Source organism: Natronorubrum amylolyticum (assembly GCF_052040145.1).
Taxonomy (GTDB): domain Archaea; phylum Halobacteriota; class Halobacteria; order Halobacteriales; family Natrialbaceae; genus Natronorubrum.
In genome coordinates this window covers 160,097-174,440 of sequence record NZ_JBPPFW010000002.1, presented here as the reverse complement: position 1 = coordinate 174,440, position 14,344 = coordinate 160,097, and the positions used below count along the sequence as shown (strand labels likewise).

The following is a 14,344-nucleotide window of genomic DNA, read 5'->3' as shown; positions in this document are numbered from 1 at the left end:
TCCCGACCGTTTGAGCGGGTATGAACGTCCTCGTAACGGGTGGTGCAGGGTTCATCGGCTCTCACATCGCCGAGGGACTCCTCGAGACGGGCCACGACGTGGTTGCACTCGATGTCCTCGATCCGTACTACGATCTCGGAATCAAAGAGCGAAACATCGAGCGGTGTCGCGAACTCGGTGGTGAGCGCTACGAGTTTATCGAGGGATCCATCACGGACGAGGAACTGGTTCGCGAGGTCGTCGCGGGTCACGATATCGAGTTCGTCTACCACCAGGCCGCACAGGCAGGTGTCCGAACCAGCGTCGAGAATCCCAAGAAGCCACACGAAATCAACACGACCGGGCTCTTGAACCTCCTGCTCGCGGCTGACGATTACGGCGTCGAGCGGGTCGTCAACGCATCGTCCTCGTCCGTCTACGGGGCGGTCGAGTACTTGCCGTACGACGAGGACCACCAGAACGTCCCGCAGAGCCCCTACGGCGTGACGAAACTCACGGCCGAACACTACTGTCGGGTCTGGGACGACGTCTACGACCTCCCGACCGTCAGTCTTCGGTACTTCACCGTCTACGGCCCCCGAATGCGACCGAACATGGCGATAACGAACTTTACTTCGCGCTGTCTGAACGGCGAACCGCCCGTGATATACGGCGACGGCCAGCAGACTCGCGATTTCACCTACATCGACGATATCGTCGAAGCGAACCTCGCACTCCTCGAGACCGACGCGGCCGACGGAGCGGTCATGAACGTCGGCTCGACGGGAACCATTACGATCGAAGAACTCGCCGAGTACATAATCGAGGAGACAGGCGCTGACGTCGGAATCGAGTATTCCGACCCTAAAGAAGCCGACGCACGCCATACGCACGCCGATGTCTCGAAAGCCCGAGAACTGATCGACTACGAACCATCGAGAGATATCCGGGAAGGCGTCTCCCAGTTCGTCGACTGGTACCAAGAGAACCGCGATTGGTACGAACCGCTCGTCCTGAATTCCTAATTACGGCTCAAGGACAACCTGCCAACGGAAACTCGAACTCCCTCACCAGGGCTCGTTCTTCAGTCCCAATTTGTAGGCGATCATGTTCGTCGTCACGTGCAAAATCGGCGTCAGCACCACGACGACGGCGATGACCTCCCACGTGAACACGTCGAAGAACCATTCACTTGCCAGTAACGCGGTCAGGGGTAGCGAGACCACGACGAAATCGAGCTGGTCGAGTCCGGGGAACATCGCGCCGCGTTGGCGCCCCGTCCGCCGTTTCAGGAACGAGGCGAGAATGTCGCCGAGCATCGCTCCGGCCGCGAGGCCGAGCGCCGCGAGCGGGGTGAACTCGGGAACCTCGATACCGGTCGCGGAACTCACGTCGCCGGCGAAGAGACTCAGAAAGCCCGCGAGCGCGAGTCCGGCGACGATCCCGGCGGCGGTGCCGCGCCACGTCTTGCCGTCGCCCAGCATACGTTTGTCGCCCCACGTTCGGCCGCCGTCGATCGGCCGCCCGCCGCCCGCCAGCACCGCGGCGTTGTTGGGCACGTACGCAGGTAACATCGCCCAGAACGCGATCACGATCGTCTCGAGTAGTGCCATAGCCGCGGCAACGAACCCCCGTGTCTTAATCGCCGGTGGTTCGGCGCGAAGAGCCGACGACTGCAAACTCGGAGTGCAGGTCGCCGCTCGATGCCGCCCTCGTCGACGTCGATGCGGGTCGCCGCGCGCTCGAGTCGTCGCCTCACGCCGTTGTCCCCGATTACTCGGCCACTCGAGCACCTCTCCAACCTGTAAACAGTATCTGTATCTGCTATACACGAAAAACTTTTAGCACTCCTGATCGATCCTCCTCGTAGAGACCCTGTTATCATGTCACGAGAAGTCTTCGAGGAGGCGGAGTACGAACGCCGGGTCGATCGGGCGAAAGAGCGGTTACACGAGGCTGATCTCGACGCGATCGTCGTCTCCGATCCGGCCAACATGAACTACCTCACGGGGTACGACGGTTGGTCGTTCTACGTCCATCAGGCCGTCGTGGTCACGACCGATCGGGACGAACCGGTCTGGGTCGGTCGCGAGATGGACGCGGGCGGCGCGCGGGCGACGACGCACCTCTCCGAGGAGAGCATCCTGTCGTACAGCGACGACCACGTCCACTCGCCGTACGATCTCCACCCGATGGACTACGTCGCGGGCGTCCTGGAAGATCTCGAGGTCGCCGACGGCCGAATCGGTCTCGAGATGGACGCCGCTTACTTCACCGCGAAGTCCTACACTCGCCTCCAGCAGAACCTCCCCGACGCCGAGTTCGAGGACGCGACCTTACTGGTCGGCTGGGTTCGGATCAAGAAGTCCGAGGCGGAACTCGAGTACATGCGTCAGGCCGCCCGCATCTCGGAGAACGCGATGCAGGCCGGTATCGACGCGATCGGCGAGGGCGTGCCGGAGTACGAGGCCGCGGCCGCGATCTACGACGCACTCATCAACGGCACCGACGAGTACGGCGGCGACTACCCCTCGATCGTCCCGCTGATGCCCTCCGGCGACCACACGGACACGCCTCACCTCACCTGGACCGACCGCCCGTTCGAGGACGGCGATCCGGTCATCATCGAACTCTCGGGCTGTCGCCACCGCTATCACTCGCCGCTGGCGCGGACGACGTTCGTCGGCGACCCGCCCGACGTACTCGAGGAGACCGCCGATATCGTCGTCGAAGGCATCGAAGCCGCGCTCGACGTCGTCGAACCGGGTGTCACCTGCGAGTCCGTCGAGAAGGCCTGGCGCGACACTATCGCTCAGTACGGCCTCGAGAAAGAGGACCGAATCGGCTACTCGATGGGACTCGGCTACCCGCCGGACTGGGGCGAGCACACGGCGAGCATCCGGCCCGGTGACGAGACCGTCCTCGAGGAGAACATGACGTTCCACATGATCCCCGGCATCTGGACCGAAGCCGTCGGGATGGAGATCAGCGAGACGTTCCACGTGACGAGCAGCGGCGCGGAGACGCTGGCCGACTTTCCCCGGAAGCTGTTTACGGCGTAACGACGATTCACGTCCACACCCAATTGACAATGTCTACGACACCAACGCAGCAGGAAGCCGAACCCGAAGAACAGTACGACTCAGCGCTCGTCACCGCTCGACGCCAACTCGAGCGCGCGGCGACCCACATCGACGTCGACGAGGGCGTCATCGAGCGGCTGAAACATCCGACGAAGGTCCAGCAGGTCTCGGTTCCGCTCGAGCGGGACAACGGCGAGGTCGAGGTGTTCACGGGCTACCGCGCCCAGCACGACGACGTACGCGGACCGTACAAGGGTGGCCTGCGCTATCACCCCGAAGTCACCGCCGAGGAGTGTACCGGGCTCTCGATGTGGATGACCTGGAAGTGCGCCGTGATGGATCTCCCCTTCGGCGGCGGGAAAGGCGGCATCGCGATCGATCCCAAATCGCTCTCCGCCGACGAGACCGAGCGGCTCACCCGGCGGTTCGCCGAGGAGATCCGCGACGTCGTCGGCCCAACGAAGGACGTTCCCGCACCCGATATGGGCACCGACGCCCAGACGATGGCCTGGTTCATGGACGCCTACTCGATGCAACAGGGCGAGACCATCCCCGGCGTCGTCACGGGCAAACCGCCCGTCATCGGCGGCTCCTACGGTCGCGAGGAAGCTCCGGGTCGCTCGACCGCGATCGCCGCCCGCGAAGCGATTCAGTACGAGGGTCACGAGGTCTCCGAGACGACCGTCGCGGTCCAGGGCTTCGGCAGCGTCGGCGCGAACGCCGCGCGCCTGCTCGAGGATTGGGGCGCGACTATCGTCGCCGTCTCGGACGTCAACGGCGCGCTCTACGATCCCGACGGACTCTCGACCCACGAGATTCCGACCCACGACGAGGAGGCCGAAGCCGTCCTCGAGCAGGACGCCCCCCAGACGATCTCCAACGAGGACGTTCTCGAACTCGACGTCGACGTGCTGATCCCGGCCGCCGTCGGCAACGTCATCACCGCCGACAACGCGGACGCCGTCGAGGCCGATATCGTCGTCGAGGGTGCGAACGGCCCGACGACGTTCGCCGCGGACACGATCCTCGAGGAGCGTGACGTAACGGTCATCCCGGACATCCTCGCCAACGCCGGCGGGGTGACGGTGAGCTACTTCGAGTGGCTTCAGGACATCAACCGCCGCCAGTGGACCTTAGAGGAGGTCAACGAGGAACTCGAGGACAAGATGCTCTCGGCGTGGGCGGACGTCCGCGAGGAGGTCGAAGCGAAGGACCTGACCTGGCGCGATGCGGCTTACGTCGTCGCGCTCTCGCGAATCGCCGAGGCGAAGGCGACGAGAGGTCTCTGGCCGTAGAGTAGAGGGAGTTCTCAGTTTTGCGTTCAGTTCGTCGAACGTTCCCCGACTGAGTTACTCGTCGTCTGTATCGGAGTCCGCCGCTGCAGCCAGCCATTCTTCGCGATCTTCGTAGCCGTATTTCTCGTTGAAAAGCTCGACCGTTGAGTGGAAGACGAACGCATTCCGGACGCGCTCGAGAGTACCGATCCTCCAGTCTGAGTCCGCCTGCCGGACGAGATCAGACGATCGAAGTCGCTCGAGAATTGGTCGAACGGAATTCTCGTCGAGATCCGTTTTGGCGGCGATCTCAGTCGCTTCGAACGCCTGATCACGGTTCTCGGCGAGGAACAGGAGAATTCGTTCCGCATCCGTTTCGTGGTCCGTTGGTGTATTCCTGTGATCGGACTCGTCGTTGTCGGTCGGCATGGGGGACTCCTGATGACAGACAGTAACGATTGACGTCGGTATAATCCTTCACAACAATCAGTAGAGATGCAAATTGAGCAGTAAGTTCGAGACGAGTGTGGTGAACCGAAGCAAAGTGTCCTGCTCGCGTGGAACCAGGGAATTGCCACGCCCTCCCCAGCCGATTCGCTCGCTCCGCTCGCTCATCCCTCGCGTGAGTTCGTGCCGCGGTTCGCTCTGCGCTCACCTCGGCACAGCACGCGCCACCGTGCGCCGGATGCTCGGCCGAGCGGTAGGTAGATCGCCTATATTGATCATTTCGAAGTTCGTGCGAAGGCTTCTCTGACCCGCATCTACATGCGGTGGCGCGCGCTGTCGGCTGGCCGAACGAACGTGAGGTCAGCCGGCAACGCCGTGCGAGGGATGAGGACCACAACGACCGAAGGGAGTGAGGACCGCAATCGGTTGGGGAGGGCGTGGCAACTCCTAGTAGGCACGCGAGCAGGACACTCTCTTCGAATAGTCTGGCTCCGTAAATCGGAAGACCGTTTCACTCAACCGAGACTCGAGCCTTACTCCGACGAAAGCGCCGCAGAGACCTTCTCGATCGGGTGTGACGGCTCATCACAACCGTCGTGTTCCGAAAGCTGTGACCGGCAGGACGCACCAGGCGCCACAACGGTCTCGCCATCACTCCCCTCGACCTGATCGAACAGGACATCCCCGATCTTCCGGCTCAGCGAGTAGTGTTCGGCCTCGTAGCCGAAGGAGCCGGCCATGCCACAGCAACCCGAGTCCAACGCGTCGACCTCGTAGCCGACCGTCTCGAGCACCGTCGCCGCGTGGCCGTCCTTCTTCGTCGCCTTCTGGTGGCAGTGGCCGTGATAGGTCAGTCGCTCGGCGAGTTCGCCGTTCCCGGTCGGCAGCCCCTCTGCGAGGTCGAACTGGTCGAGGTACTCGAGAACCCCGTAAGTGTTCGCCGCAACCAGTTCCACGTCGGGCCCCGAGAGCAGGTCCAGGTAGTCCGACTGAAACATGACGGCGTCGGAGGGCTCGACGAGGACGACCTCCCAGCCGTCCTCGAGTTCGGGCGCGAGCGCGTCGACGTTCGTCCGGGCGCGTTCTCGAGAGACATCCAGAAAGCCCTTCGAGTGCGCCGGCCGTCCCGTCGACGTCACGCCCTCGGGAATCCGAACGTGGACGCCCGCGGTCTCGAGCACCTGTACCGTCGCTTTCCCGGCCCGCGGGTGGTTGTAGTTCGTGTAGGTGTCGGGGAAGAGCAGCACCTTCCGGTCGGCTTCCGCTTCCGAAATCTTCGGCCCCCGTTTTGCGAACCAGTCCTCGAAGCTCTCGTTCGCGAATTTTGGCAGATCGCGCTCGCGGGCGATGCCGACCGTCTTCTCGGCGATGGTACCGGACCCCGGCACCGAGGCGGCCCAGTTCGAGAGCGGCGCGAGCGCGGAGCCGACGGCGTTCAGCCGGTCGACGTTCGCAAAGAGCTTATCACGGAGGCTCGAGCCGTTCTCCTGGTGGTTCGCGTGCTCCACTTCGGCCTTGAGCTTCGCCATGTCGACCTCGCTGGGACAGTCCCGCGCACAGCCCTTGCAGCCGATACAGAGGTCCATGATCTCGGCGAGAAACTCCTCGTCCGTCGATTCGGCGTCGAGTTCGCCGTTCATCGCGCTGCGGAGCATGTTCGCCCGGCCGCGGGTGCTCAGGCTCTCCTCTTCGGCCGCGCGGAAGGTCGGGCACATCACGCCGCCGGTGGTCTCCTGATCGCCGCGACAGCCGCCGCAGCCGTGACAGAGTTCGGCCATGCCCTGAAAGCCGTTCTCGTTCTCCCAGTTCAGGTCCGGCTCGAACCCTGCCTCGAACTCGTAGTCGGGGTCGAACCGCAGATTCTCGGTCATACTGTGGTCGCCGCAGACGTTCCCCGGATTCAGGAGCCAGTCAGGATCGAAGACCGTCTTCAGCTCCCGGAAGAGCTCCCAGACGTCGTCGCCGTACAGTTTGTGGTTCCACTGCGTTCTGGCGCGGCCGTCGCCGTGCTCGCCAGAGACGCTGCCGCCGTATCGGACGACGAGGTCCGTCACGGCGTCCGAGATCGATTCGAACTCCTCGAGTCCTGCCTCCGTCTTCGTGTCCACCAACGGCCGCATGTGCATACAGCCCGGTCCGGCGTGGGCGTAGAAGCTGGCGAAGGTGTCGTACTCCGCTAACACCTCCTGAAAGTCCGCGACGTAGTCCGCGAGATTTTCGGTCGGGACGGCCGTGTCCTCGATAAAGGAGATGTGTTTCGCGTCCGAGGTTCGCGAGAGCAGGATCGGCGCCGCGCTCTTGCGGAGCTTCCAGAGTTCGGCGATACCTGCCGGATCGTGAGCCTCGAGGGCGTCGAACGCCCGGACGGGGTCGCTTACGTCTCCGCCACCTGCGCCAGTCACGTCCCCCTCGTCGTCCGCGTCTTCCGCGTCGGCCGTCGGGTCAGGCACGTCCGCATCCGGCAGTCGGTCGGCCAGCAGCTTCCCCACTTGCTCGCGACCGTGATCGTCGTCCTCGGCGTAGAACTCGACGAGCAGCGCCGTCTCGGTCCCGGCGGGCAGTCGATCGACGAGGTCGGCGAACTCCTCCGTGTTCGACGCGAGTTCGATCAGGACGTCGTCGATGGCCTCGATCGCCGCCGGGTCGTGGTTTTTCACGATGGTGTCGACGTCGGCCATCGCCTCGAGCAGGTCGTGGTAGGTCAACAACGCGACGGACGTCGTTTCCGGCACGGGCTCGAGCGAGACGGTCGCCCCCGTGATCACGCCGAGGGTCCCCTCACTGCCGGCGAAGACCCGCGCGAGGTTGACCGTCGCGTCGGGATCCGGTTCGGCGTCCGTAGCGATCGTGGACCCGTCACCCGCGCTCTCGTCGAACGCCTCGGGTTTCCCGTAGGCCTCCGCAACCAGTCGGTCGAGGTTGTAGCCCGAAACGTTGCGCTTCAGTTGTGGGAAGACCTCTCGAATCGCCTCGCTCTCCTCGTCGATCACACGGCGCAGGGCGTCGTATATTCGCTCGAGCAACTCCCCCTCGGGATCGGCCCGCTCGCGAAGCTCGGCAACCGTCAGCTCGCCGAACTCCTCGACGGAGCCGTCGGCGAGGACGACCTCGCAGGCCTCGACGTAGGCGTCGGTCTTCCCGTACTGCAGCGAGTGGGCGCCGGTCGAGTTGTTCCCGATTGCGCCGCCGATCGTGCTGCGATTCCCGGCGGCGGGGTCCGGCGCGAACTTCAGGTCGTGCGACGAGAGTTCGTCGTTGAGATCGGCCAGCACTGTGCCCGCCTCGACGCTTGCTCGTTGCTCGTCCGGATCGACGGAGCGCAGGTCGCCCATGTGCGTCGTGAAATCGAGGACGACGGCCTCGTTGACAGCCTGCCCGGCGAGGCTGGTGCCCCCGCCGCGCGGGAGGACGGGAATGCCGTTGTCCGCACAGTATTCGACGACGTTCGCGACGTCCGCCGTCGAGCGCGGCAGGACGACGCCGATGGGAGTCATCTCGTAGGCGCTCGCGTCGGTCGCGTACAGTTGTCGAGAGTAGTCGTCGAACCGGACCTCGCCGTCGATTCGCTCCTGCAGGGCGGAGACGAGTTCGGGTCGGTCGACATCGCCGCCGACGTAGTCGTAGGCGGCCCGGGCGTCCGCCGCCGGATCACCCTCGCGCGGATCGTCCGGCGGCCCCAGATGAGTCTCGTCCGAGGTCGACGTCTGGTCGCTGTGGTCGGTCGTCGAGGGCGAGTCGTCGGTCGCGGACGGCGGATTATCGGTGGACATCGGTTTCGTCAGTTCGACTCCGGTCGGTAGACGGCGTTCTCGAGGTCGCTGCCCGTCCCGTCATCGAGCACGCCGACGTTGTGTGCGACGATGTCGGCCAGCCGGTCCCAGTGTTTCGGCGTGTGGCCGCCCGTGTGAGGCGTGATCAGGCAGTTCTCGAGGTCCCAGAGCTCGTGATCGTTGGGCAACGGTTCGGGCTCGGTGACGTCGAGCGCCGCGCCGCGGATGCCGTTGAACTGCAGCGCGGAGACGAGCGCGTCGGTGTCGATGATGCCGCCCCGGGCCGCGTTAACGATAACTGCATTCGGCGGGAGGGTCGCCAGCGCCTCGGCGTCGACGAGGTTGCGCGTCAGGTCGTTGAGCGGACAGGCGAGCACAACGTACTCGCTGCGCGAGAAGGCCTCGTGGATGTCCGCCTCCTCGAAGCTCAGCACTTCGTCGGTCGGGCCGCCCTTTTCGGGCGTGTAGCGGATGCCGATCGTCTCGACGTCGAAGCCCTCGAGTCGCTGGACGATCTCCTGGCCGATCGAGCCGAGACCGACGACCGTAACGGTGCTGTCGGTAAACTCGTGGGACTGGAAGTGACGCCACTCGCCGTTTTGCTTGCGCCGCCAGCCCTCGTGGAGATTTCTGGCGAAGACGAGCATGTTGGCGATCGACTGCTCGGCGATGCCGGGGGCGTGGATCCCGCCCGCGTTGGTGACGGCCACGCCGTGGTCGGCCAGGGCGTCCATCGGCACGTGGTCGGTTCCGGCGAACGTACACGCGAACAGTTCGATTCGGTCGGCGGCCTCGAGGAGGTCCTCCTCGATCGTAATGCCCGTCACGACCCGCGCTTTCGGGACGAGTTCGCGCTCCTCTTCGGGCGTTCGCGCGAGCGCGACGGTGTGGTCGGGAAGCCGGTCGCGAAGCGTCTCGGCGTACGATTCCATCGACAGCCCTTCCGTTCCCTCTCGCAGAACGACGACGTCTGGATTCGTGGTCATGGTGGTGAATGTGTGCGCTACCGCGGCCCGTCGCCGCTGCCACGCAGCTATACTCTACGGTTGTCATCGTCTCTCTTATCCTTTTTGTGTAGTCGGCGTCAACACTCATTGTGTATAATTAAGTCATTGGGGCGCGTCAGTGACTGGCATGAACGAGCCGATACGGGACCGCCTCGTTTCCCTCCGCCGCAGTTTGCACCGCCACCCCGAGCCGGCGTGGCGCGAGTTCTACACGACAGCACGGATCGTCGAGGAGATCAGGGCCATCGGCGTCGACGAACTGGCCGTCGGCCCGGACGCCTACGATCCCGCGGACCGGATGGCCGTCCCCGAAGACCACCGACTCGCGTCGTGGGGCAAACGGGCCCGCGAACGCGGTATCGATCCGGACCTGCTCGATCGGATGGCCGGCGGCAACACCGGCGCCGTCGCCGTCATCGATCGCGGTGACGGCCCCGCGATCGGGTTGCGGGTCGACATCGACGCGCTGTTCATCGAGGAGTCGGACGAGACGGGACACGATCCGGCCGACGAGGGCTTTCGCTCGGAGATCGACGGCGCGATGCACGCCTGCGGCCACGACGTCCACATGACCTGGGGGCTGGCCGTCCTCGAGGCCATCACAGAGAGCGATTTCGCAGGCAAACTGGTCGTCTTCTTCCAGCCCGCCGAAGAGACCAGCGGCGGCGGCTGTCCGATGGCCAAGAGCGAGTTCGCCGCCGATCTCGACTATCTCCTCGCGGCCCACGTCGGACTCGACCATCCGACGGGCGAGGTAGTGGCGGGGATCGAGAAACCGCTCGCGATGGCCCACATCGACGCGACGATTCACGGCACCTCCGCACACGCCGGGAAGGCTCCCAACGAGGGCGACAACGCGATGCACGCTATGGGGGCCGCGATCGTCAACGCCTACGGCATCCCCCGCCACGCCGACGGGATGACCCGGGTGAACATCGGCTACGCCGAAGCCGGCTCCGCGAGCAACGTCATCGCCGAGGAGGCCCACATGGAGACCGAAGCCCGCGGCGAGACCACCGAACTGATGGAGTACATGACCGACGAACTCGAGCGAACCGTCAAATCGGCCGCAACGATGCACGGCTGTCGGGCCGACGTCGAGGTGGTCAGCAAATCGCCGCGAGCCGACAGCGACCCCGAACTGCAGGCCCTCGTCAGCGAAGTCGCGAGCGGCGTTCGCGGAATCGATCACGTCGTTCCCGCCGCCGATTTCGGTGCGAGCGAGGACGCCACGTTCCTGATGGAGCGCGTCCAGCAAGACGGCGGGCTGGCGACCTACCTGATCGTCGGTACCGATCATCCGACGAGCCACCACACCCCCACGTTCGACGTAGACGAGGACAGCCTCGAGCACGGCGTCGACGTGCTCGTGGAGACGATCCGGGAACTCGAGCGTCAGCATCCGGTCCCACACGTCGAAGCCGCGGCAGATCTCGAGCGTCCAGTAGACGCCGAGGGCCCGGCGGACGCGGAGGGCGGTGAATGAGCCGGGATCGCGAGACGGAGCGGGCGCTCGTCAGCCTCGAGGACGTCGAAGACGCGCGCGACCGGATCGACGACGTCGTCCACCGGACGCCGCTCGACACCTCGAGCACGTTCGCCGAGCTGAGCGGCGCGGCGTCGGTCGGGCTCAAACTCGAAAACGTCCAGCGGACGGGCTCGTTCAAAATCCGCGGCGCGTACAACACGATGGCCCAGCTATCCGACGAGGAACGCGACGTGGGCGTCATCTCCTCGAGCGCGGGCAACCACGCCCAGGGCGTCGCGCTGGCCGGCCAGCTACTCGATATCGAGACGACCATCGTGGTGCCCGAAGTCACGCCCGCCGCGAAGATCGAGGCCACCCGCAGCTACGGCGCCGAGGTCGTCGTCGAGGGCGACATCTACGAACGGTCCTACGAGTACGCCCTCGAGCGGGGCGAAGAGACCGGCGAGACGTTCGTCCACCCCTTCGACGATCCGGCGATCATCGCCGGCCAGGGAACGATCGGCCTCGAGTTGCTCGAGCAGTATTCGGCGCTTGACACCGTCCTCGTCGCCATCGGCGGCGGCGGTCTCATCTCGGGGATCGGGACGGTGCTCAAGGCCCACGATCCGGATACTCGAGTCATCGGAGTGCAGCCCGAAGGTGCGTACCACGCGAAACCGTCGCTCGAGGCCGGCGAGATCCGCGAACTCGAGGACGTCGACACCGTCGCGGAGGGGATCGCGGATACGCGACTGCTCGAAACCACGTTCCTGAACGCTCGCGAGGTCGTCGACGACGTCGTGAGCGTCAGCGATCGCGAGATCGCGACCGCCGTGACGTTGCTCGCCGAGCGCGCGAAGACGGTGGTGGAGAGCGCGGGAGCGGCACCCCTGGCGGCCGCGTTATCGGATTCGGCCGATCTGGACCTCGAGGGTGACCACGTCGGCGTCGTCATTTCGGGCGGGAACGTGAATCTCTCCGAACACGCCGAACTGACTCGGGCCGGGCTCCACGAACTCGAGCGCTACACTGAGGCACGATTGGCCGTCGAAGGGTGGCCAACGACCGTCGGTGACGTGGTCGAAACCGTCGAATCGGAGGGCGCCGAACTCGACGTCCTCGAGCGTGCACGGCGGGGTCCCGCCGACGAGCCGAACCGAATTCCCGTGAGGATCGGACTCGAGGGGAGCGGCCGGGAGCATCTCGAGAGAGTGCTCGAGGCGCTGTCCGACGTAGACGGCGTCTCGGTCCTCGAACGCTCGCTCGCGTAAGGATCGATTGGCGGCTGGCTACCGGCAGTCGGCTGCGGCGCCAACGCGATTCGAGGCGAACGTAACGAAAGCGGGGAATCGGGCTCAGAACGGGCGTTGGTCGACCAGTCCTAGCTGTCGCATGAAGCCGAGCGCGTCGTCGTTGACCCATCGCTCGACGAGTTTGCCGTCCTCGACGCGGTCGAACATCGCGCCGGTGACGTCGATTCGGTTGCCCGTCGGTTCGACTCCGAGCAGTTCTCGCTCGTGCGTGCCGGTGGTCCGGAACCGAGTCGCGACGACGTCGTCGTCCTCGATCATCTGTTCGACGGCCATCTCGAAATCCGAGACGGCGCCGCGGAAGTTCTCGACGAGCCAGCGGTAGTCTTCGGGTCCGCGGACAGGCTCTTCGACCATCGGATTTCGGTAGACGAATTCGTCGGCGACGAGCGCATCGATCGCGTCGAAATCACCGCCGTTCCAGACGTCTTCGATGTCCTGTCGGACGGCCTCCATCGGTGTTCGTGAGGTCACTGACATTCACCGACGTGGTACACGCTCACAGGGTTCATAACCCTTTGCGCCTGCCTCTGATAGGTCAGAGAACGGCACTAGTATAACCCGGGGCGAAACTGCGGCCCCCGTTGTCCGATCGATTACGCTCGAACCGTCGCGCCCGCGGCGTCGATCGCCTCGAGGAAGATCCCGATCCCGAGTTCGATCTCGCGTTCGCTCGAGTCCAGCGGCGGGAGCAGTCGAATCGTCTTCTTGCCACAGCCGAGGGTGAGCATGCCGCGTTTCAGCGACTCTTTGACTACGGCGGTCCGTCGCTCGGGCGTATCGAAGGTGACCGCGAGCATCAGCCCCTTGCCGCGGACATCCTGGACGTAGTCGGGCGAGTCGTCGCGCAGCAGTTCCTTCGCCTGCTCCCCGCGTTGGGTCGCGTTGTCGAGCAGGTCGTGTTCCTGAATGGCCTCGAGGGTGAACGTGCCCATCATCGATCCCAGGAGATCCCCACCGCCGAACGTCGAGCCGAGCCGGTTCTTCTCGCTGGGGAAGATCTCGGAGCGCGAAATTGTCGCGCCGACGCGGAGCGCCTTCGCGGCGGAGATGACGTCGGGCTCGATAGGGTAGTGATCCGAAGCCCAGATTTTGCCGGTGCGGCCGACGCCGGACTGGATTTCGTCGACGACCAGCGGGATGTCGTACTCGTCGGTGACGTCCGCGACCTCCTGCATGAACGCCTCGCTGGGGAAGCGGTAGCCGCCGACGCCCTGAATGGGCTCGAGGGTGAGGAAGGCGATTTCGTCGGGGTTGATGTGCCCGCCCTCGGGCGACAGGGAGTTTCGAAGCTGCGAGCCGGCGCCGGTGAAGAAGCCGCAGTCGCAGGTGCTCGCGTCACAGCCGCGATCGGCACAGAACGGGATCGTCTCGATGCCGTCGATCTGTGGGTAGTGGCGCGTGTAGACCTCCTTCGATTTCGTGATCGAGAGCGTTCCGAAGGTGCGGCCGTGGAAGCTCCCCGAAAACGCTACGCCGTACTTCGAGGGGGCGCGGTAATCGTTGGTGATCTTCATCGCGTTCTCCATCGCCTCCGCGCCGGAGTTCGAGAGGAAGACCGTGTCCATATCGTACTGTCTCGAGACCTCGACGAGTTTGTCCATGAGGTGACTCGAGCCCGGCACGTCGGACTCCTCGGGGGTCGGGCCGGCGCCGAAGTACATGTCCTGGCCGGCAATTTTCATCGGCTCGACGAGGTCGAACTCCCGAAGCTTGTCGGTGAGCTTCGGGTTGTTGTAGCCGAGGGGTGCCGCGCCGATGTGGCAGGTAAAATCGAGTAGTACGTTGCCGTCGACGTCAGTCACGAACGGCCCGTCGGCCTCGCGGGTCACGTCCCAGACGAACTCGTGGGAGTACTCGCTCGGTGCCGCGTTCGCGCCGTGGAACTCGACCCACTCCTGGGCGTTGGGGCCGGGAAAGGCATCCACGTTCGGTTCCGCTGTATCCCTATCCATACACAGATAATGTGTACGTCATACATTAAATGTTGTTATAGATGAGCACGA

Annotated in this window: 11 protein-coding genes; 5 read left to right on the top strand and 6 right to left on the bottom strand. The window is 64.7% G+C overall.

The features are described from left to right. The first annotated feature begins 20 nt into the window (after positions 1-20). Positions 21-1,004 carry a GDP-mannose 4,6-dehydratase gene (locus ACSFDB_RS07165; RefSeq protein ID WP_440770333.1) on the top strand — a complete coding sequence of 328 codons (984 nt, stop codon included), beginning with the start codon at positions 21-23 and terminating at the stop codon, positions 1,002-1,004. 42 nt (positions 1,005-1,046) lie between these two features. Here the strand turns inward: ACSFDB_RS07165 and ACSFDB_RS07160 are convergent, their stop codons facing one another. Further along, positions 1,047-1,592, bottom strand: coding sequence for a CDP-2,3-bis-(O-geranylgeranyl)-sn-glycerol synthase (locus ACSFDB_RS07160; RefSeq protein WP_440770332.1), 546 nt, complete (start codon positions 1,590-1,592; stop codon positions 1,047-1,049). A 270-nt stretch (positions 1,593-1,862) separates the two neighbouring features. Between ACSFDB_RS07160 and ACSFDB_RS07155 the strand changes: the two genes are divergently transcribed. Then, positions 1,863-3,041, top strand: a complete 1,179-nt coding sequence (locus ACSFDB_RS07155; protein ID WP_440770331.1) for a M24 family metallopeptidase — start codon at positions 1,863-1,865, stop codon at positions 3,039-3,041. Positions 3,042-3,070: 29 nt separating this feature from the next. Continuing rightward, on the top strand, positions 3,071-4,357 hold the full coding sequence (gene gdhB, locus ACSFDB_RS07150; protein WP_440770330.1) for a glutamate dehydrogenase GdhB: 1,287 nt from the start codon (positions 3,071-3,073) through the stop codon (positions 4,355-4,357). Positions 4,358-4,411: 54 nt separating this feature from the next. Here gdhB and ACSFDB_RS07145 read toward each other — a convergent pair whose 3' ends face one another. The 3 genes from ACSFDB_RS07145 to ACSFDB_RS07135 all read right to left on the bottom strand — a co-directional run bounded on the left by ACSFDB_RS07145 (position 4,412) and on the right by ACSFDB_RS07135 (position 9,539). Beyond that, the gene (locus ACSFDB_RS07145) at positions 4,412-4,765 is read right to left on the bottom strand and encodes a TrmB family transcriptional regulator (protein WP_440770329.1); all 354 of its coding nucleotides are present in this window, start codon (positions 4,763-4,765) and stop codon (positions 4,412-4,414) included. A 551-nt stretch (positions 4,766-5,316) separates the two neighbouring features. Beyond that, positions 5,317-8,553: an FAD-binding and (Fe-S)-binding domain-containing protein gene (locus tag ACSFDB_RS07140; protein ID WP_440770328.1), complete on the bottom strand. Its 3,237-nt coding sequence runs from the start codon at positions 8,551-8,553 to the stop codon at positions 5,317-5,319. An 8-nt stretch (positions 8,554-8,561) separates the two neighbouring features. Next, a complete protein-coding gene (locus ACSFDB_RS07135; RefSeq protein ID WP_440770327.1) occupies positions 8,562-9,539 on the bottom strand; it encodes an NAD(P)-dependent oxidoreductase in 978 nt (325 codons plus the stop codon). 148 nt (positions 9,540-9,687) lie between these two features. On the opposite strand from ACSFDB_RS07135, the gene ACSFDB_RS07130 reads away from it, so the two are divergent. Beyond that, positions 9,688-11,046, top strand: a complete 1,359-nt coding sequence (locus ACSFDB_RS07130; RefSeq protein ID WP_440770326.1) for an amidohydrolase — start codon at positions 9,688-9,690, stop codon at positions 11,044-11,046. Next, positions 11,043-12,299: a threonine ammonia-lyase gene (gene ilvA / locus ACSFDB_RS07125; RefSeq protein ID WP_440770325.1), complete on the top strand. Its 1,257-nt coding sequence runs from the start codon at positions 11,043-11,045 to the stop codon at positions 12,297-12,299. Before ACSFDB_RS07130 ends, ilvA begins: the two co-directional genes overlap by 4 nt. 84 nt (positions 12,300-12,383) lie before the next feature. Here ilvA and ACSFDB_RS07120 read toward each other — a convergent pair whose 3' ends face one another. Together ACSFDB_RS07120 and ACSFDB_RS07115 are read right to left on the bottom strand one after the other, a co-directional pair. After that, positions 12,384-12,818: an ester cyclase gene (locus tag ACSFDB_RS07120; RefSeq protein ID WP_440764046.1), complete on the bottom strand. Its 435-nt coding sequence runs from the start codon at positions 12,816-12,818 to the stop codon at positions 12,384-12,386. Between the two features lie 116 nt (positions 12,819-12,934). Continuing rightward, on the bottom strand, positions 12,935-14,293 hold the full coding sequence (locus ACSFDB_RS07115) for an aminotransferase class III-fold pyridoxal phosphate-dependent enzyme (protein ID WP_440770324.1): 1,359 nt from the start codon (positions 14,291-14,293) through the stop codon (positions 12,935-12,937). Between the last annotated feature and the right edge of the window lie 51 nt (positions 14,294-14,344).

Excerpts from the sequence above, each read along its gene's own strand:
- ACSFDB_RS07135 (WP_440770327.1), bottom strand. The coding sequence starts at position 9,539 with ATGACCACGAATCCAGACGTCGTCGTTCTGCGAGAGGGAACGGAAGGG.
- ilvA (WP_440770325.1), top strand. The coding sequence starts at position 11,043 with ATGAGCCGGGATCGCGAGACGGAGCGGGCGCTCGTCAGCCTCGAGGAC.
- ACSFDB_RS07145 (WP_440770329.1), bottom strand. The coding sequence starts at position 4,765 with ATGCCGACCGACAACGACGAGTCCGATCACAGGAATACACCAACGGAC.
- ACSFDB_RS07130 (WP_440770326.1), top strand. The coding sequence starts at position 9,688 with ATGAACGAGCCGATACGGGACCGCCTCGTTTCCCTCCGCCGCAGTTTG.
- ACSFDB_RS07165 (WP_440770333.1), top strand. The coding sequence starts at position 21 with ATGAACGTCCTCGTAACGGGTGGTGCAGGGTTCATCGGCTCTCACATC.
- ACSFDB_RS07155 (WP_440770331.1), top strand. The coding sequence starts at position 1,863 with ATGTCACGAGAAGTCTTCGAGGAGGCGGAGTACGAACGCCGGGTCGAT.
- ACSFDB_RS07120 (WP_440764046.1), bottom strand. The coding sequence starts at position 12,818 with ATGTCAGTGACCTCACGAACACCGATGGAGGCCGTCCGACAGGACATC.
- ACSFDB_RS07140 (WP_440770328.1), bottom strand. The coding sequence starts at position 8,553 with ATGTCCACCGATAATCCGCCGTCCGCGACCGACGACTCGCCCTCGACG.
- ACSFDB_RS07115 (WP_440770324.1), bottom strand. The coding sequence starts at position 14,293 with ATGGATAGGGATACAGCGGAACCGAACGTGGATGCCTTTCCCGGCCCC.
- ACSFDB_RS07160 (WP_440770332.1), bottom strand. The coding sequence starts at position 1,592 with ATGGCACTACTCGAGACGATCGTGATCGCGTTCTGGGCGATGTTACCT.
- gdhB (WP_440770330.1), top strand. The coding sequence starts at position 3,071 with ATGTCTACGACACCAACGCAGCAGGAAGCCGAACCCGAAGAACAGTAC.